Origin of the sequence: Paenibacillus sp. AD87, from assembly GCF_001659845.1 — a bacterium.
Lineage (GTDB): Bacteria > Bacillota > Bacilli > Paenibacillales > Paenibacillaceae > Paenibacillus > Paenibacillus marchantiae.
Genome location: NZ_LXQN01000007.1, coordinates 2,149,499 through 2,168,669 on the forward strand (window position 1 = coordinate 2,149,499; position 19,171 = coordinate 2,168,669).

13 protein-coding genes are annotated in these 19,171 nt (G+C 50.4%); 12 read left to right on the forward strand and 1 reads right to left on the reverse strand.

Going from position 1 to position 19,171, the window contains the following annotated elements:
* Window positions 1-24 precede the first annotated feature (24 nt).
* Both gpAD87_RS09600 and gpAD87_RS09605 read left to right on the forward strand, forming a co-directional pair.
* A complete protein-coding gene (locus gpAD87_RS09600) occupies window positions 25-1,782 on the forward strand; it encodes a sensor histidine kinase (protein WP_157258436.1) in 1,758 nt (585 codons plus the stop codon).
* The gene (locus tag gpAD87_RS09605; RefSeq protein WP_064637820.1) at window positions 1,767-3,398 is read left to right on the forward strand and encodes a response regulator; all 1,632 of its coding nucleotides are present in this window, start codon (window positions 1,767-1,769) and stop codon (window positions 3,396-3,398) included. Before gpAD87_RS09600 ends, gpAD87_RS09605 begins: the two co-directional genes overlap by 16 nt.
* 101 nt (window positions 3,399-3,499) lie before the next feature.
* Here gpAD87_RS09605 and gpAD87_RS09610 read toward each other — a convergent pair whose 3' ends face one another.
* Window positions 3,500-4,267: a helix-turn-helix domain-containing protein gene (locus gpAD87_RS09610; protein ID WP_064637821.1), complete on the reverse strand. Its 768-nt coding sequence runs from the start codon at window positions 4,265-4,267 to the stop codon at window positions 3,500-3,502.
* 303 nt (window positions 4,268-4,570) lie between these two features.
* Here gpAD87_RS09610 and gpAD87_RS09615 point away from each other — a divergent pair, with 303 nt between their 5' ends.
* The 10 genes from gpAD87_RS09615 (at window position 4,571) to gpAD87_RS09660 (ending at window position 19,132) form a co-directional block, all read left to right on the forward strand.
* Window positions 4,571-5,935: an extracellular solute-binding protein gene (locus gpAD87_RS09615; RefSeq protein ID WP_064637823.1), complete on the forward strand. Its 1,365-nt coding sequence runs from the start codon at window positions 4,571-4,573 to the stop codon at window positions 5,933-5,935.
* Between the two features lie 103 nt (window positions 5,936-6,038).
* Complete coding sequence (locus tag gpAD87_RS09620; protein ID WP_064637825.1) at window positions 6,039-8,930, forward strand: extracellular solute-binding protein; 2,892 nt, start codon at window positions 6,039-6,041, stop codon at window positions 8,928-8,930.
* 19 nt (window positions 8,931-8,949) lie between these two features.
* Window positions 8,950-9,906, forward strand: a complete 957-nt coding sequence (locus gpAD87_RS09625; protein WP_063567965.1) for a carbohydrate ABC transporter permease — start codon at window positions 8,950-8,952, stop codon at window positions 9,904-9,906.
* Between the two features lies 1 nt (window position 9,907).
* Window positions 9,908-10,783 (forward strand): carbohydrate ABC transporter permease, encoded by an 876-nt coding sequence (locus gpAD87_RS09630; protein WP_063567966.1) that lies wholly within the window; start codon window positions 9,908-9,910, stop codon window positions 10,781-10,783.
* 27 nt (window positions 10,784-10,810) lie between these two features.
* The gene (locus gpAD87_RS31775; protein ID WP_064640828.1) at window positions 10,811-12,262 is read left to right on the forward strand and encodes an SMP-30/gluconolactonase/LRE family protein; all 1,452 of its coding nucleotides are present in this window, start codon (window positions 10,811-10,813) and stop codon (window positions 12,260-12,262) included.
* Window positions 12,246-12,881: a Yip1 family protein gene (locus gpAD87_RS31780; RefSeq protein WP_064637827.1), complete on the forward strand. Its 636-nt coding sequence runs from the start codon at window positions 12,246-12,248 to the stop codon at window positions 12,879-12,881. The genes gpAD87_RS31775 and gpAD87_RS31780 overlap by 17 nt, the downstream gene beginning before the upstream one ends.
* A 27-nt stretch (window positions 12,882-12,908) precedes the next feature.
* Entirely contained in the window at window positions 12,909-15,467 is a 2,559-nt protein-coding gene (locus gpAD87_RS09645) for a DUF5696 domain-containing protein (RefSeq protein ID WP_331710875.1), read from the forward strand.
* On the forward strand, window positions 15,464-16,366 hold the full coding sequence (locus tag gpAD87_RS09650; RefSeq protein ID WP_063567969.1) for a carbohydrate ABC transporter permease: 903 nt from the start codon (window positions 15,464-15,466) through the stop codon (window positions 16,364-16,366). The genes gpAD87_RS09645 and gpAD87_RS09650 overlap by 4 nt, the downstream gene beginning before the upstream one ends.
* A gap of 17 nt (window positions 16,367-16,383) precedes the next feature.
* Entirely contained in the window at window positions 16,384-17,328 is a 945-nt protein-coding gene (locus gpAD87_RS09655; RefSeq protein ID WP_090995381.1) for a carbohydrate ABC transporter permease, read from the forward strand.
* A gap of 103 nt (window positions 17,329-17,431) precedes the next feature.
* Window positions 17,432-19,132: an RICIN domain-containing protein gene (locus gpAD87_RS09660; RefSeq protein ID WP_231952494.1), complete on the forward strand. Its 1,701-nt coding sequence runs from the start codon at window positions 17,432-17,434 to the stop codon at window positions 19,130-19,132.
* Window positions 19,133-19,171: the final 39 nt, after the last annotated feature.

Sequence of the window (19,171 nt, forward strand, 5' to 3'; positions counted from 1 at the left end):
CCTGTAGCAATGGAGGGGAGTGAGTTGATTAAGTTTCCTGCCCAATCCTGGCGCAGCAGCATTTTCGCCCGGTTGGTTATCACCTATCTGATTTTTGTTCTTCCACTGATTCTCCTGGGCCTGTATCTGTACAATTGGAGCTATGACAATGCCAGCCAGGAAATTTCCTCGTCAACAGAAAGACGGCTTACCCGATATTTGGATGAATTGAATCGGGAAATTGAATGGCTGGAGTTGCAGCAGTTTGACATCGTTGAGGACAGGAAGCTGAACAGGCTCGCCATTCTGTGGGGAATGATGGATCAGGTAGAGCGCCGCGATACATTGAATTATTTGTCCGAGCGGCTGGCTACGTTCAAGAACAGCAGTGCTTACATCAAGAACGTTTATGTGCATATCCGCACGATTGGCAAGAGCATCTCCGCCACCCATGGCATCGATGATTATGACAAAGCCTCCTATGAATACTTTAGCTCCGGCATGCAGGGGAAAGGCGCGCGCTTTACGGTGAAGGAGGACACCATGAATCTGAGTGCCGTGCGCCTGACTGGCAAGAAGGGAGAAGAACCGCTGTTTGCGGTCCAGGTCGAGCTGGATACGGAGCAATTTCAAAATGCACTGACCCAGCTTAATCTGTACCCGGACAGTGGCTCCTTCCTCATTGAGGAAAAGACGGGCCATATTATCACAGACGTTTCCAAGCGTGACTTAATCCTCCCTTACTACCGTGATCACATCACCGATAGTGATCATGGCGGCTTTCAGGTGAAGGTCGAGGGTACACGCTATTATGTCAGCCAGAGCCATATGGGCCCATTGGGCTTATCGGTAGCAACGTATTTGCCAGAGGAAAGTGTGAAGAGGCCGCTAAGCAAGTTCTATCATTGGGCTTGGCTGTTTGCAATGACATCCTTCGTCGCGATATCGGCTTATCTCTATTCCAGCTACAAGCTGATTCACATTCCGCTGCTGCTGCTCGTCAAAAGATTCAAAAAAATGGAGACAGGTGTACTGGACATTCCCATCGTGCACAAGCGCAAGGATGAATTTGGCTTTCTCTACTCCCGGTTCAATCAGATGCTTGAGAAGCTTCAACTACTTATCGATCGGGATTTCAAAAAGACGATGATGATGCAGCGCGCCGAATTGAAGCAGCTTCAGTCGCAGATTAATCCTCATTTTTTGTATAACAGCTTTTTCATTATCAATTCGCTCGCAAGAACGGGGGATACAGCGCGGATTGAGCAATTTGCCAACATGCTTGGTGAATATTTCAGGTTCATTACCCGAAATGGGACAGATCATGTAAGACTGGAGGAGGAAGCTGCCCATTCGAGTGTGTATACGGAAATTCAGAAGCTGCGTTTTTCCAGACGAATACAGGCCGACTTCGGGGAGCTGCCACCGGATATGAAGCAGATTCGTGTTCCCCGGTTAATCATACAGCCAATCATTGAGAATGCTTACGAGCACAGTCTTGAAAAAATGACGGATCAGGGCATGCTTAGGGTCCGGTTCAGCATGAAGGGGAATATCGCTGAAATCAGTGTAGAGGACAACGGGCATGAGTTGACGGACCTGCACATTCATGCGCTTCAGGAGCGTCTGCTTGAAGATGGCAACTCGGATGAAATGACCGGACTCATGAATATTCATCGGCGCCTGGTGCTGACATTCGGGGAAGGAAGCGGCCTGTTTTTGGCCAGAAGCGAGCTGCAGGGATTGAAGGTCACGATTCGAATCCGAAGGGAAGGAAGGGAAAGCGAATGTATCGACTTTTGATTGTGGATGATGAGGAAATTATTACGGACAGCCTCTACGAAACCTTTGCAAGCCATATGCCGGAACGGCTTGATGTATGCAAGGCTTATTCAGCCACGGAGGCATTAACGTGGATGGAACGCACAAGGATCGATATCGTGTTGACAGACATTCGTATGCCTGGCATGAGCGGTCTTGAACTGACAGAACAGATCCAGGCTTACTGGTCGCACTGCCGCGTCATTTTTCTCACCGGCTACAGCGATTTTAATTATGCCTACAAGGCTTTTCAAATGCCCAATGTACGTTATTTACTCAAAACGGAAGGATATGACAAGATCATGGCTGTGGTTGAGGAGGTCATGCAAGAGATTCGGCAGAGTCACCGCATGCACGAATTGCTGGAGCAGTCCCAAGAGGCAACCTGTCAGCTGGAGGTGCTTCAGCAGGAAGAGTATTTGAGGAACGTGCTACAGAACTCCACACCATATGTGGCAGGTTGCTCCAGTGAGATTCAGGATGAATGGGCAAGGCGAGACATGAGTCTTCATCTCTCGGCCCCTGTTTACATTGTGATGGGTCGATTTGATTATAAGGATAAACCTCTGCACCTGGAGCGCGTACAGATTCAGGCATCAGCGCGAAGGATCGGTTCTTCCCTGATGGATGAGCACACCCTTCACGCCAGCGTAACAGACCATTATGGAGATGTGGTATGGCTGGTTCAGCCAAAACATCCGGAAGCAGAGCCAGGCCATTCACTGATCCGATATCTGGAGGGTATACTCGAATTGGTGCAGGAAGCCTGCATGGCTTCACTTGGCATATCGGTGGCTTTTGCGTTAAGCGGGAAAAGCTGCAACTGGTACGACATTACTCGGCAATACGAGCGATTGAGGCAACTGCATTGGATGAAGATTGGTGATGGCATTTCCATGGTGCTTACCGATCATGATGATGCTTTGCCGAATCAGGGCCAAAGGGAGCTCACACGGGTCAGCAGCCGAATTGAGGTCATGTCAGGGTATTTGGAAACGGGACGAATTCAGCAATTTTACGAAGTGTTTGAAGAGCTGGCCAATGAACTGCTTCAACAGGATGTGACGATGGAGAGGGCGATGGAAACCTATTATAATCTGGCGCTGTATCTGTATTCGACTATCAATCGATGGGGACTGTATCAGGATATTCCCGATCAGCGCAGATTGCTTCGTCTGAGCGAGTACGCATCTATGAAGGACGCGGTGCAGGTGCTGTATCAGGCAACCGACAAGCTCGTACGCTTCAAGGGCTCGGATGAGCAGGAGCGAGCGAATGCGGTCATTTATTCCCTGTGTACTTACGTCAAGGAGCACCTGGAAGAAGATCTTTCCCTAGTGAGGCTGGCAGAGCTTCATCATTTCAATCCATCCTATCTCTCCCGTTTCTTCAAACAGGAGATGGGCATCAACCTCTCCGAATTTATTGACGAGCTGCGAGTTAGAAGAGCAAAGGAACTGCTCAGGAATAGCGATCTCATGGTTCGGGAGGTTGCACTCCAGGTTGGTTATGAGGCAGCGCATTCCTTTACTCGTTTTTTCAAAAAGGTGACAGGCATGACTCCCCAGGAATTCCGGGAATCCCTTTTGGTCCGTTAAAATAGAAGTAGATATGAACAGAAGCAAGACCTCAGGTGAGATGAACCTGAGGTCTTGTTTCTGTTTTTGTTTGATGAAATCCTAAAGGGGTGGCTCCACAACTATGCGGTGAACGTTTTTTGCTTTCGATAGACATTGGGGGTCTCCCCGGTATATGCTCTGAATTTTTTATAAAACCAGTCTGTATCCGTATATCCAACCTCGCTGGCAATTTCGTAAATCCGCAAATTGGTGGATATCAACAGAAGTTTGGCTTTTTCCATCCGCTGCTGCATTAAATAATGATTAAAGGATATGCTCTCTTCCATTTTGAATTTTTGACCAAGATACGCACAATTAAAATGAAGCATGTCGGAAATCCTCTTTAGTGTAATGTCACTGCTCAGATGATCGAGCACATAAGCTTTTACCATCTTGATCACTTGGCTGGAATGCACGTGCTTGCCTTCCAAATGAACCAGCGATCTGAAGGCAGAAGGAAGTCTCTTCGCGGGCTCCGAATCAAGCCTGGACTTGAGCCGATCCAGACTGTTCAGGAGGGCGGAGGCATGGAACGGACCTGGCAAATAATCGCTAACCTGATATGCTAACGCTTTGCGTACAAGCCTGAAATGATCCCCTCCTCCCATGAAAAGGATCGGAATCTGGCTTTTCTTTCGAATATAGTGGCATAACCACAAACCTGCAGCAGCAAATCCCCCGGTGCTCACGAGCACGACAGAAAATTCTCGACCGGCCAAAGTTGACAAGGCGGCGCACGCAGAGACCACGCAGTCTCCGATGACGTGATCGGAGTTACTGCGCCGCAGCAACTTCTGCAATTCTCCGTGCGTGTGGCCGCTGAAGTCCACAAGCAAGATGTCATGCATGAAGCAAAACCTCACTTTCGCTTGATTTGAATCTCTCTGAACCACTCTAAAACCCTCGGTCCTTAGTATGACTCATGTCTTTATTTCATTATGGGAATAAAAGAAAGCGCATACAATGTGCATCTCTTTGCGGAGGGACCATTTGTTTACCAATTCAAGCCGAAAATGCTTCAACCTGGATTCAAATTGCCAAAACCAATAGTTTGACAGGGTAAGCCCCTTTACTTTAACGGGTTGTTTGCGCTTTCATTCAAGAGCTACACTTTGATAGAAAACTGTAAAACACATTCAGGGGGGACAACGATGAGAAAAAAAACGTACATGCTGATGAGCCTGGTCCTTGTAATCATGCTGTTGATTACCGCGTGCAGCACTGGCTCCAGCGCACAGACAGAGCCGGAAACGAAGGCGCCGCAGGCGGAGCAAACTACGAATGAAACAGAACCTAAGAATGAGACATCAACGCCGGAGATGGATTTTGACATGGGGGGAAGAAAAATCAAGGTGGTTGCCTGGTGGGACATGAAAATGACCGATAGCAACCCGGATAACATTCAGCGAATCGAGAACTTGGAAGCACTGAAGAAAAAGCACAACTTTGACATCGAATACATTTCGATTGATTTTGGCGAATACCAGGAGAAGGTTGTGGCTTCCCTGATGGCGGGAGAACCGCTGGGCGACATTGTCCGGCTGGGCAAAAGCTACGCTATTCCGGCACTGACCAAGCAAGACTTGTTATGGCCCGTGGATGAGTATACCAAGAACGAAAAGGTGTTCAACCAGAAAACGACCAACGAATACATGCAGTACGAAGGTAGGGGCTACGGATTTACCGAGGATCAATCTTCATTTATAAGTGGCATTTTTTATAATCGCACGCTCATGCAGGAGCTAGGAATGAAGCCGTTGCAGGAATATGTGGACGAAGATCAGTGGAACTGGGATACGTTCATTGAAGTAGCCAAAAAGGCAAACAAGGACCGCAATAACGACGGCAAGCTCGATACCTGGGGATTGGCCCAAAGGGGACTGCTTGAACCGGTGCTGTATTCCAACGAAGCCTCACTGACCAATGGTGACAAGCAAAATTTGGATGATCCAAAAACAAAAGAAGCACTGAGCTTCGTTTCCAAAATGGCTACCGAGCAAGTCGGCAGAGCCTCGGAAGGCGGGGATTGGACTGAACCGGCCACGTTCTTCCGTCAGGGCAATACGCTAATGTATTCGGGCGCCATGTACGAGATCGAAGGCATCAAAACAGATATGCAGGACTATGATATCGGCTTCCTGCCTTTCCCGAAAGGGCCAAGTGCAAGCGCGTACCACTCTGGCGAGTCGCAATATCAGGCGCTGACGATTCCAAAAGCAGTCGAGCATCCCGAGCAATTGATGTATATCTGGGAAAAAATCAATGAGATCGATTCAATCTACGATTACCCCGGACAATCGACCCTGGAGACTCACTTGGCGGACGAAGCTGACATCGAAAATGCCAGAACGGTTGCTGACGGCATGCTGGTGCTTGACCACAATACGTTCCCGTCACTGCCTTTCTGGGATTTCAACGGTGAGCTGGTCGATGGTGTTTCCGTTTCAACCGTCATTGAAAAATACAAGACGCCGTTCCAGGCAGCCATCGATGAGGTATACAAGCAAAAGAAATGATGCTGTCCTCTCCGGAACGGATGCAAAGCCCTACGCACTGTCCCCGGAGAGTGACACACCATAACCATGCTCCACGCCATAAGGAAGGGGGACATATTGGAACATGCGGTCACGAAAGAAAAAAGGATTGATTCTGCTGCTCGCCATTGCGTTGATCTTCTCCATATGGAGCATTTACCCTGCGCGGGATCGTAGTCCGGGCATCGTTCAGGCGCGCGAGGATTTTGAAGCCGTGTCGGGTACAGACGATCCACGCAGCTATGAACATTATCTCTCAACGCATACAAACGCAGACAAGCCGGAGCAGACCGTAAGAATCGAAGGAGAATCTTTCATTCAGGCTGCGGACGATGAGTTCGAGGTTGTCAATGAATATGCCGGACTGGATGGGAAAGCGGTCATCACCCCGGAAGTTGGCACTATCAGCTGGGAGGTCCCTGTACAGGCGAGCGGTTTATACCAGATCCGCGTTCATTATTATCCCGTCGCGGGCAAAAGCTCCGGCATTGAGCGGAAGCTGACCCTGAACGGAGAGGTTCCGTTCAGGGGAGCCGATGTGCTGCTATTTGACAGGGTATGGGGGAACCGCGAAGACAGCGTGCGAAGGGATGATCGTGGCAATGATCTCAGACCACGGCAGGTGGAGAAGCCCGTTTGGCAGCTTGCTGCATTCAAGGACAGCGCCGGTTACTTCGAGGAGCCGTACCAGTTTTATTTTGAAAAGGGAAACCAGAAGCTTTCGCTTACCTCGCTGCGCGAAAGCATGGCGATCGATTATATCGAGCTGTACAAGGAAGAGGACATTCCATCTTACGCAGAGCTGCAGGCCACTTATGAATCGGCAGGATTCAAGCCAGCGGAAGCTGTCATGCTCAAGGTACAGGGAGAACAGGCGGTGAGTAAATCGTCACCAACCCTTGCCCCCATTTCGGATCGGTCGAGTCCTTCACTTGAGCCCTATGATGTATCCAAAATTCGGATCAACGCCATTGGAGGCATCAACTGGAAGCTTCCCGGCGAATGGATCGAATGGGATGTAGACGTGCCGGAGGATGGCCTGTACCAGATTGCACTCAAGGTGAAACAGGATCAGCTTCGCGGCGTCTATGCCACACGAAGTCTGATGATTGACGGGAAGGTTCCATTCAAGGAAATGGAACGCATTCGCTTTAACTATAGCCCCGAATGGCAGACACGGGTTCTTGGTGAAAGCGAGCCTTACCTGTTCCAGCTCTCAAAAGGAACACATCGCTTGCGAATGACGGTTACGCTGGGCGATATCGCTCCGCTGCTGCGCACGGTGGAATCCAGCGTGCTGGATCTGAATGAGATGTACCGCAAAATTTTGATGATTACCTCTAACAATCCTGATCCTTTGAGGGATTACCAGCTTGAACAGCGCATTCCCGAGATGACCGAGGTATTCCAGCGGCAGGCCGACATTCTCCGTTCCGTTGCCGACTATTTGGAGAAGGCGACAGGTGAGCAGAGCGACAAGGTAGCCGTATTGCATGCGATGGTCGTGCAGCTGGAGGATATGGCGGCAAGACCGGAAACGGTGCCCAAACGTCTGGATACCTTCAAAATCAACGTGGGCGGGTTGGGAACATGGATTCTATCGGTTCGTGAACAGCCTATAGCACTGGATTACCTCCTGGTATCCTCACCGGATCAGAAGCTGCCCGAGGCTGAGGCAACTGTGCTGCAACAGATGAAGCATGAAGTGGGTGCCTACGTCGCTTCCTACACGGAGGATTATGACAGCATCGGCAACATGGAGCAGAAAAAGGATTCCATCACCGTATGGATTACAACCGGACGTGATCAGGCACAGGTGCTGAAAGCTCTGATTGATGAATCCTTTACACCGGAAACCGATATTTCGGTGCAGCTGCGCCTTGTTCCTCCCAACATCCTGCTGCCTGCAACGCTGGCCGGGGAAGGCCCGGATGTGGCGATGCAGATGGGCGAGGATATTCCGGTCAATTACGCGATGCGTAATGCGGCAGCCGACCTGAGCGGATTCCCGGACTTTGAGCAGGTTGCAAGTCGATTTCGCGAGAGCGGATTGACGCCTTACCGCTATAACAACGGGGTATATGCTCTTCCAGAGCAGCAGCATTTTCCGATGCTGTTCTATCGCAAGGATGTCCTCAACGAGTTTGGCTTGGAGCCGCCAAAAACGTGGCAGGACGTCTATAATGCCATCTCGGTGCTGCAAAAGCACAATATGGAGTTCTATTTGCCAATCGAGGATACAACAAACAATGCCAACATGATACCCAACGCCACCTTCGCCATGCTGCTATACCAGAACGATGGCGACTTCTATAAGGAAGATCAAAAGGAGAGCGCGCTGAATTCAGAAATTTCCATGGATGCGTTCAAGAGGTGGACCCAATTTTATACAAATTACAAATTCCCGCTTAAAGCTGATTTTCCAAACCGCTTCCGTACTGGGGAGATGCCGCTTGGTATCGCGGATTACACAACCTATAACATGTTGACCGTTATGGCGCCCGAGATCCGCAATCTGTGGGACTTCACCATCGTTCCGGGCACGCAGCTGGAGGATGGTTCCGTAAGGCATGAGGTGGCAAGCACGACGAGTGCAGTCATGATGCTGGAAAACGCAAAGAACAAGGAGGCTGCATGGTCGTTCATGAAATGGTGGACCGACAAGCAGACCCAGATTGAATATGGCAGGGAAATGGAGGGACTGATGGGAGCAGCGGCGCGTTATCCGACCGCCAACATCGAGGCATTAGAGCAGTTGCCCTGGCCGGTTAAGGATTATCAAAACCTGGAGCAGCAGTGGGAGTGGGTAGAGGGCATTCCCCAGGTTCCCGGTGGCTATTTCACGGGCCGACATCTCGACAACGCGTTCCGTAAGGTGGTCAATGCAAACGAGAATCCGCGTGAAGCCTTGTCCGATTATGTTCTGTACATCGACGATGAGATCGAGCTCAAGCGCAAGGAATTTAATCTGAAGTAGAAGGAAGGGAGGGTAACGGTTGCAGGCAGAAATCACCAAGACACCCGCTGCGCCTGCCATCAACGCCAGGCAAGCGAGCAGGTGGTCCCTTTTGAAAAGGGATTTGTACCTAAGCAGACACTATTACGTACTGATGGCACCGTTTATGCTGATCTTTTTCTTGTTTACGGTCATTCCGGTCGGACTCTCGCTGGGCCTCAGTTTTTTTCACTTCAATATGCTGGAGCTGCCCCGATTTGTCGGCTGGCAAAATTACTCGCGGCTGTTCCTGAACGACGATGTTTTTTTAATCGCCCTTAAAAATACGCTGCTATTTGCCGTTATTACGGGTCCTGTCAGCTATATTGCCTGCTTTTTGTTTGCGTGGATTATCAACGAGCTGTCGCCCAAAATTCGGGCCATCATGACGCTTGTGTTCTATGCACCTTCCATTTCAGGCAACGTTTTTTTCATCTGGCTGATCATTTTTTCGGGAGACAGCTATGGATATATGAACGGCTTTCTGATGCGCCTCGGCGTTATTCTGGAGCCGATCCTGTGGCTTGCAAACGAGAAGTACGTGCTGGCGATCGTCATCCTCGTACAGCTGTGGCTTAGCCTTGGCACGAGCTTTCTCGCCTTTATTGCGGGCCTCCAGACCATCGACCAATCGTTGGTTGAAGCGGGCACTGTGGATGGCATCAAAAACCGCTGGCAGGAGCTATGGTACATTACACTGCCTTCCATGAGACCGCAGCTTATGTTCGGCGCAGTGATGCAAATTACAGCCTCGTTCGCCGTCGCCGAAATCTCCATCGCGCTAGCTGGCTTTCCAAGCGTCAACTATGCGGCACATACCGTCGTAACACATCTGATGGACTACGGCACCATCCGTTTCGAGATGGGCTATGCGTCCGCCATTGCGACTGTTTTGTTCGCCATGATGCTCGGAACGAACATACTGACACAAAAAATGCTGAGAAAGATAGGTGAATGACATGACCAGCAAGGTACGCGCCGTCTTCGGCATGTCCAGAAAACTGAATCGGTCATTTACCGTCAGCCTGATGTTGTTTGCACTGCTGGCTCTGTTTGGTTCATTCATGGTATTGCCGCTGATCTACACGGTTAACAATGCCTTCAAACCGCTGGATGAGCTGTTTATTTTTCCACCGCGCTTTTGGGTGAACAATCCGACGACAGAAAATTTTGCAGACCTGATCAATCTGATGGGTAACTCCTGGGTTCCTTTAACCAGATACATTGCCAATACGCTGATTATTACGCTGCTCGGAACGGCAGGCCATATTCTGCTGGCTTCCGCAGCCGCGTACCCGCTGGCCAAATACCGGTTTCCCGGTTCAAAGGTGCTGTTTACCATCGTCATTCTGTCCCTGATGTTTTCACCACATGTCACGGCGATTCCGAACTACATGGTGATGTCCTGGCTAGGATGGATCAACACACATGCATCCATTATTGTGCCTTCGCTTGCCTTTTCCCTGGGACTCTTCCTGATGAAGCAGTTCATGGAGCAAATACCGGATGCGCTGTTGGAGGCCGCAAAAATCGACGGGGCTAACGAATACCGGATATTCTGGAGTATCGTGATGCCCAATGTGAAGCCAGCCTGGCTCACGCTTATGATTTTACAGTTTCCGGCGTTGTGGGGGACCGATGGCGGAAGCTTCATTTACAGTGAAAATCTGAAAACACTGCACTATGCGCTCAGTCAAATTATCCAGGGAGGAATTGCCCGTGCAGGCGTCGGCGCTGCGGTAGCGCTTCTGCTCATGATCGTGCCAATCGTCCTGTTCATCATCTCCCAGAGCAGTGTCATGCAGACGATGGCAACTTCCGGTATGAAAGAGTAGAAGGGGGGCAGCAACATATTGAAAAACATGTGGAAAAAATGCGGATGGCTCACGATGGGCCTTGCCTGCCTCCTGTGCTTGGGAAATGCGGCGGCAACGGCTTTTGCCGATGGTCAGACGGATGCGTACAACTACTCCTACTGGGGAGAAGCGGTTCGCTCTCCTGCCGCGTATGAGGCGACCCGAATAGTGACGGGCACCGAGCTGAAGATTGGCACATTCAAAGAACCAAACGACATGCATGTCACAGCCGATGAGCGAGTTTACGTGCTGGATTCGGGCAACAGCCGAATCGTCGAGCTGGATCGGGAATTGAAGCTGAGACGAGTTATCGATTCATTTGATCATGACGGACAGAAGGATTATTTCAAAAATCCGCAGGGAATGTATGTATCAGACAATGGGCAGCTGCTCGTTGCGGATTCGGATCATCAGCGGGTGGTTCATCTGGATGAGCAGGGGCAGTTGATCAAAATTGTGGAGCAGCCGCAATCCGACCTGCTGAAAGCGGACTTTCAATTCAAGCCGCTTCGGGTTGTTATGGATAAAGGCGAACGGATTTACGTCATGGCTGAAGGTGTTTTTGACGGCTTCATGGAGTTTAATTCCGACGGTTCCTTTGCCTCGTTTATCGGAGCCAACAGGGTATCGGTCGACCCGGTGGAGTATCTTTGGAAACGATTCGCAACCCGTCAACAGCGCAGCCAGATGGTCATGTTCACACCAACCGAGTTCACCAATATGGACATTGACGAAGAAGGATTCATCTATGCAACGAGCGGGGACCAGAAGGGATTACCGATTAAGAAACTGAATGCGCAGGGCGCGGACATCCTGAGAAGGGAAGGGTACTATCCGCCGCAGGGGGATTTGTTGTACACCAATGAGAAAGGGCCTTCCCGGCTGGTTGATGTGGACGTGGGGGACAGCGATATGTATTCCGTGCTTGATGCCAAGATGGGGCGAGTGTTTACCTATAACGGAGATGGATATTTGCTCCACATGTTCGGAGGCATCGGCAACCGGTTGGGACAATTCAACACTCCTGTTTCGCTGGAGCGTGCAGGAGACCGCATGCTTGTGCTGGACAAAGCGCTCGGCGAGATCACTGTATTTCAAACGACAGAATATGGACGCACACTGCATGAAGCGGTGCGAAGCTATTTCAATGGAGACGAGGAAGGATCTGCGGCAAGCTTTGCGAAAGCGGCAGATATGAATGCCAATCTTGAATACGCCTACGCAGGCATCGGAAAAGCGCTGCTGCGTCAGAAGGATTATGCAGAATCTGCGCAATATTTTAAGCGAAGCATGGAGCGGGAAGGGTATTCCAAAGCATTTCTTCTGTTTCGCAAAGAGCTGCTCCGCGAGCATTTCTCATGGATCATGTCGGGACTGTTTCTGATTGTTGCCGTGCTGGTAACCGTGACCATCGTTCGCAGACAGAGAAGGGGGACAACAAATGCAGGCATCAAGTAGACAGCTGATCCAATATCCGCTGCATCTCATATTTCATCCGTTTGACGGGTATTGGGAACTGAAATACGAGCGGAATCAGAGAACAACGCTGATGATCGCATTGGCCATTTTGGGTTTGTTGACAATAACAACGATCCTTCAGGCCCAATACAGTGGCTTCCTGGTTAATTTCAATAACCCGAAACGATTGAACAGCCTGCTGGAAATGGTCTATGTCATTGTTCCGGTGCTGTTCTGGTGTACAGCGAACTGGTCGCTCACCACACTTATGGACGGAGAGGGCAAATTCTCGGAAATTTTCATGTCCACGTGTTTTGCACTGGTTCCGCTGATTTTGATTCAGTTTCCTTGGATTTGGCTCAGCCTGATCATTTCCGGGCAGGAAACCGCCTTTTTTTATTTCTTTAACATGGCTGCCACGGCTTGGACGGTATACCTGTTATTTGTCGGCAATATGACGGTGCATCAATACTCACCCGCCAAAACGGTGCTGACCATGCTTCTGACGTTGGTTGCCATGGCCTTCATGGCATTTCTCTGCCTGCTGTTCTTCAGTCTGGTGCAGCAGATTGTGTCCTTTGCAGCCACCATCTATCAGGAACTTGTACTCCGGGGCTAAGGAAGGAGAATGGAGATGAATTTGTACGTGGCTAAAAAAATGATCGCGATCCTGCTCGTATTCGGCTTGCTTCTTGGCGGGTGTCAGCCCGCTTCCATGCCTGAACCCAGGATGTCTGCGAGCTCGGATGAACAAGCGGAAGTGCCTGCGCTGCCGCCCGGAGAGAAGCTGGCCTCATCCTTCAACGATACACGTCTTCCGGGCATGATCGGGCTTGCCCAGAATGAAGCGCTGCAGCTGTTCATCCAGGAAGAGACAGCCGAGATTGCGGTGATTCACAAGCAGAGCGGGCAGATCTGGCGCAGCAATCCGGAAAAGCGCAAATTGGATACGCTTGCGGCGGGCATCAACAAGGACCTGCTGTCTTCGCAGGCCAAGCTCAGCTTTTATAACAGTCTGGGACAGAGCAGCTCGGTTAACTCCTATACGGATAGTGTAGCCCACCAGCAGATAAGCTACGAAGTATTGCCAAATGGCGTTCGGGTGAACTACCAGTTTGGCAGTAATGAGAGCTCCATAGAGGATTTGCCTGTGAAAATCAGCAAGGAGCGCTTCGAGCAGAAGCTGCTTGCCGCGCTCGATAAGGCCGGGCAGCGTGCCTTAAAGGTCGGCTATGCCGAGGACAATGACGAAGGCGTCTACGTCCGAATCGACAAGGCGATGCAGGGACTTCAGCTAACGCGTGCCCTCAAGGCTTTTGAGACAGCCGGTTACACACCAGAGGACCTTGAACTGGACAATGTCGAGCATGGCATCGAGCAGGAAAAAAGCGGACCACGCATGTTTATGTTATCCATCGAATACGAGCTGGATGACGAAACACTGGTCTTACGCGTGCCGGCATCCGGCATTCATTTTCCCGAGCAATATCCGATCAATAGCATATCGGTGCTGGATTATTTCGGTGCTGGTGCAGCGGACGAAGAAGGTTCCCTGTTTGTACCCGACGGTTCGGGAGCACTCATTCATTTCAACAATGGCAAGGTTCAATATCCCGCCTATCAGCAGGACGTGTATGGACCGGACCTGACGATGAAGCTTCGTGAAGTGGACTCGACTGAGGAAAAGGCCAGGCTGCCGGTTTTCGGACTGATTCACTCGGGCGGTGCGTTCCTGGGCATCATCGAGGAAGGTGCGGCTACAGCCGTTGTTAATGCGGATATCAGCGGAAAACTGAATAGCTACAACAATGTGTATCCAAGCTTTTACGTTGTGAACAAAAGTGATGTGACGCTTCAGGCGAGCGACATGGTACGGACACTGCCCAAGTTCCAGAAGAAGCCGACGGCATCCGATTTTGTCGTTCGTTACGCCTTTGCCGGAGCAGAGGATGCGTCCTATTCCGGTCTTGCCTCTCTGTACCGGGATTATTTAACCCGGACGGACGGCCTTCCGGCGAAGCAAACGGCTGAGGGAGAAAAGGGCATTCCGTTTTACCTGAAGCTTGTCGGCAGTATGACCACCCAAAAACACCTGCTGGGTATACCTTACGAATCGAATGAGGCGTTGACCACGTTTGAAGAGGCGCAGCAAATCTTGTCCGAGCTCAAAGAAAAACACGTATCCAACATTCAGGTGCGCTACGCGGGCTGGTTCAACGGAGGACTCCTTCATCGTTTGCCGGATTCCATCAAGGTGGATGGGGCGGTGGGAGGACGTAAAGGCATGCAGGCATTTAGCGACTATACCCGTGAGGCCGGGATCGGCTTTTATCCTGATGTAGCGGTCCTAAACGTGCATGCGAAGAGCGGCTTCAAGCCTTCCTCGGAAGCTTCCCGAACACTCACGCAGGAGCCAGCGGTCCTATATCCGATGGACCCGGCAACACAGCGGCGTGACCGGGATCGACAACCGGCATATATCCTTTCTCCAAACCTGCTGGGTGATGTGACCGAAGACATGCTAAAAGCACTCCAGCCATATGAGACAGGCGGCTTGTCTATGCGTGATCTGGCCGAGCAGCTGAATAGCGATATGAATCCGAAAAAACTGCTGGACCGAACCGGAGCGCAAGTTGCTGTCACGGAGGCATTGAAGCAAATTACACAGCAGGGGATGCCTCTTGTGGCGGAGGGTGGGAATGCTTATGCGCTGCCATATGTGACGGGGTTGACGGATGCGCCGATGTCCAGCAGCCACTTCAAGCTGGCGGATGAAGAGATTCCGTTCTTCCAACTGGTTGTTCACGGTGGCATCAGCTACACCGGAGCAGCCTACAATCTGTCAACGTATACCGATGCAAGACAATATGTGTTGAAGCTTGTTGAGTATGGAGCAAGCCCCTACTTCACATGGTTCAACGCGCCGAACCATGTCGTGAAGGAAACGGATTACGACGATCTGTACGCCGCCCATTACGAGCAGTGGATGGACCTGGCAGCCGAGATGTATGAAGAGGTCAATCAGGCCAATCGTTCATTCGCCGGGCTGAACATGGTCGCACACGAGAAGCTGGCTGAAGGGGTATTTCAAACGACATACGAAAACGGAGGCTTCGCTCTGGTGAATTATAACGACTTCCCCGTGGAGGCAGCAGGCCGAACCGTAGAAGCCAAAAGTTACGTGACAGGTGGTGAGCAGCTCTGAAAGCGCTACTGAAAGGAAAGTGGGGACGCCGAACCTATGCTCAGCAGAAGGCGGCCTGGGGAGTGATCTATGTGCTTCCCTGGCTTATCGGCTTTGTCCTGTTCTTCTTTGTTCCGCTGCTGGCTTCCCTGCGCTACAGCCTGAGTTCAATTCAGGCGAACGCGCAGGGCATATCCATCCAGTTCACAGGTCTCGCCAACTATATTCAGGCGCTGACGGTCAATACCAGCTTCAACCGAGCGCTGATCGGATCCATAACGGATGTATTCGTCAATGTGCCGCTCATCGTTATATTCAGCCTGTTCCTTGCCGTCATTCTCAATCAGAAGTTTCCGGGGCGGGCCATAGCGCGGTCAATCTTTTTTCTGCCGGTGATTTTGGCATCAGGCGTCATCATGGCACTGGAAAGCACCAGTCTGATCGAGGCCGTTAACCAGAGCAGTATGGGTGGCAGTGCCCTGGGCACATTTGAGATCGAAAACCTGATGCTGGACGCGGGGCTGGGCGAGTGGGTTGTCATGTATCTGAGCGGCGCCGTAGATCGCATTTATCAGATCGTCAGTCAATCAGGCGTGCAGATTCTTATCTTTTTGGCAGGCATCCAAACCATATCGCCCCAGCTGTACGAGGCTTCCAAAATGGAAGGGGCTACGGGGTATGAAGCCTTTTGGAAAATTACGTTCCCCATGGTCAGCCCGCTTATTTTCGTTAACGTGATCTATACCATTGTCGATTCCTTTGCCAACAATGCTATGACTACCCTCATTCGCGATACAGGCTTTGTCAAATTTGATTTTGGACTGAGTTCAGCCATGGCGTGGGTGTACTTCGTGGCAATTGCCGTCATTCTGGTCATCGTATCACTTATTTTCTCCAAACGTGTCTTCTATCAAGATTAGAAAGGGGGTTGACCGGGTTGATGATATCAAGGTTGCTGTCACTTGAGCAGTGGAAGAGCTGGCTGTGGTCCGTTGTGCGGTTCACGCTGATTACCGGGCTCTCCTTCGTGATCCTGTTCCCGATCTTCCAGAAAATATCGACGTCCATCAAGGATAAGAGCGACCTGTATTCGGCCGTCGTGGTCTGGATTCCGCAAAATTTCTCCATCGACAATTTCAAGCAGGCCATTCGTGTCATGGATTATTGGGCCACGCTGCTCAATACGTTTGCACTGTCTGCAACAACGACCATTTTGACGACGCTTTCCTGCGCGCTCGCCGGATATGGGTTTGCCCGCTTGAAATTCAAAGGAAGCAATCTGTTGTTTGCTGGAGTCATCTTGACTATTCTGGTTCCGCCAACCACCATTCTTATTCCGGTGTACCTGAACTTGAAGAGCTTTGATCTGATGGGACTGATGACGCTGATCGCTGGCAAACCCGCAAATCTGCTGAATACGTACTGGCCGTTTATTCTGACTGCCATAACGGCCAATTCGCTCAAGGCAGGGCTGTATATTTTCATCTTCCGCCAGTTTTTCAGAGGCATTCCCAAGGAAGTGGAGGAAGCGGCTTACGTTGATGGTGCTGGCATCAGCCGCACTTTTGCACGCATCATGCTGCCCAATGCGATACCGTCGATTGTTACGGTGCTGTTATTTTCCTTCGTTTGGCAATGGAATGACAGCTTCTATACGACAACCTATCTGACGTCCAGCAAAGTGATGTCCACCCAGCTGTCCTCGCTACCGTATAATCTGGCCCAGCAGGTAAGCGATGGTGCATCCAAAGCCGATCCTTTTTATCTAAGCATGATACAGGATACCGGGATTTTACTGGCCATCTTGCCTTTGATCATCATCTACCTGTTTGTACAGCGTTATTTCGTGGAGAGTGTTGAACGCACGGGCATCGTTGGATGATGCTTCTCCATCAGAAGGGCTACGAAGGCGAGCCCAATATAGTTCAGTGAAGGAGGTGATGCCGTCTGTTTTCACGTTTGACCATTCAAGCTCAGGAGGGATTATGTTGAAGAAGATGTTGAATTACTGTAAATTTATGCTCATTCTGGCTTTGCTGCTGTCCATCACGCCACTCGGATCGGGTCGCGCGGACGCGTGGGTTGGCATGCCTATGGGCAAGCTTCACGTCAGTGGGAAAAATCTAGTGAACAGCAGTAACCAACCCGTCGTAATGAGTGGCTGGCATCAGCCCTCAGGAGCCTACTGGACCTACCAGAATAGCAACTATTATCTCACTCGAAACGGCAACAACCGCCATGCCGCTACATTGGCTTATCTGAAAGACATTACCGATACATTTACAAGTACAAGTCCTAAATACGGAAGCAGCCACGGCTGGAATATGAATCAGATTCGTCTGTTCATTGACCGCGAGGACATGGGAGACGTAGCAGCAGGCACTTATAATTTTGCTGGTGTACAAACTGTAACGCAGAACGTCATTATCCCTTATATCCAATATGCAAAAACGAAAGGTGTCTATGTTACACTCGGACTTGACTTCACATTGAAGGATGATCAAGCTACGACCGCAGCCAATCTGCAAAAGTTCAATCAAATCTGGGGTTATCTCGCTTCTCGCCCGGAAATTAAAAGCGCAGACAACGTACACTTTGAGCTGATCAATGAGCCAGTTAAATCGTACGCTAACGGACATTGGGGCGGCTACAACGGCGAGAACGACTTTGTGGATCACTGGAATGATCTGCGCAATTTTCAGAACTCCATCATCTCGACCATCCGCAGCCAAGGCGCGGATAATGTTATCTGGGCCGCTGGTTTGGGGTACAACCAATTCTATAGTCTGACAGCAAGCCATCCTTTAACAGATCCACTGAACAATTACGGTTATGCCGTTCACTGGTATCCGGGGTACGGAGCGCATGACAACATGTCCATTCTGCAAGATCAGTGGAATACGAATGTGAAGGCTGCGGCTGATAAATATCCGATTAACATCACCGAAGTCACGTGGTTCAAAACAAAAGCAGGCGATTCCGAATACTGGAATCTGTTCAATGGCAGCAATGAAGGCTTCGGCAACAATACGAAGACTATTTTCAACGCGGCAGGCAATGTCAGCATTGCAGCACATATGAACGGCTTCATTTTGGATGCTGGGGAACGAAGCTCCTTTGCCGATCCGACGGCAGGCCTAAAATGGGACGGTGATGCTTCACGGAGCGCGATGGGACGTTTCCTGTTCGAATGGTTCTATGAACGCGCACAGTCTTACCCGAACAGTGGCACTCCATCAACCGGATTGACGCCGGGGGCAACCTACAAGATCGTGGCTAGACATTCGAGTAAGGTTATTGATGTACCGGGTGGGGTAAATGAGAGCAATTTGCAGCTTCAGCAATGGTCTGATTTGGGTGGCAATCCTCAAAAGTGGGTCCTGACCCAGATTGCTAGTGGAATTTACAGTTTGACGAGTGTAAATTCGCCCGATAAGGTCATCGACATTCGTAATGGCACCAGTAACAACGGAGAGGCAGTACAGCTCATGAGCAATTTGAATACCACCGCGCAGCATTTTAAAATCAACGATCTGGGCAATGGCTATTGGAGTATTATAAACGTCAACAGCAATAAGGCCATAGAGGTCGCAGGCTCCTCAACTGCAGACGGTGCCAAATTACAGCAAAACGGTTTTACAAACGCAACCAATCAGCAATGGAAATTTGTCGCAGTTAACAATTAAGATGTATCTCCAAAAGCCCGGCTTAGCAAATTTAAGCAA

Excerpts from the sequence above, each read along its gene's own strand:
- gpAD87_RS09605 (WP_064637820.1), top strand. The coding sequence starts at position 1,767 with ATGTATCGACTTTTGATTGTGGATGATGAGGAAATTATTACGGACAGC.
- gpAD87_RS09610 (WP_064637821.1), bottom strand. The coding sequence starts at position 4,267 with ATGCATGACATCTTGCTTGTGGACTTCAGCGGCCACACGCACGGAGAA.
- gpAD87_RS09615 (WP_064637823.1), top strand. The coding sequence starts at position 4,571 with ATGAGAAAAAAAACGTACATGCTGATGAGCCTGGTCCTTGTAATCATG.
- gpAD87_RS09620 (WP_064637825.1), top strand. The coding sequence starts at position 6,039 with ATGCGGTCACGAAAGAAAAAAGGATTGATTCTGCTGCTCGCCATTGCG.
- gpAD87_RS09630 (WP_063567966.1), top strand. The coding sequence starts at position 9,908 with ATGACCAGCAAGGTACGCGCCGTCTTCGGCATGTCCAGAAAACTGAAT.
- gpAD87_RS31775 (WP_064640828.1), top strand. The coding sequence starts at position 10,811 with ATGTGGAAAAAATGCGGATGGCTCACGATGGGCCTTGCCTGCCTCCTG.
- gpAD87_RS31780 (WP_064637827.1), top strand. The coding sequence starts at position 12,246 with ATGCAGGCATCAAGTAGACAGCTGATCCAATATCCGCTGCATCTCATA.
- gpAD87_RS09660 (WP_231952494.1), top strand. The coding sequence starts at position 17,432 with ATGTTGAAGAAGATGTTGAATTACTGTAAATTTATGCTCATTCTGGCT.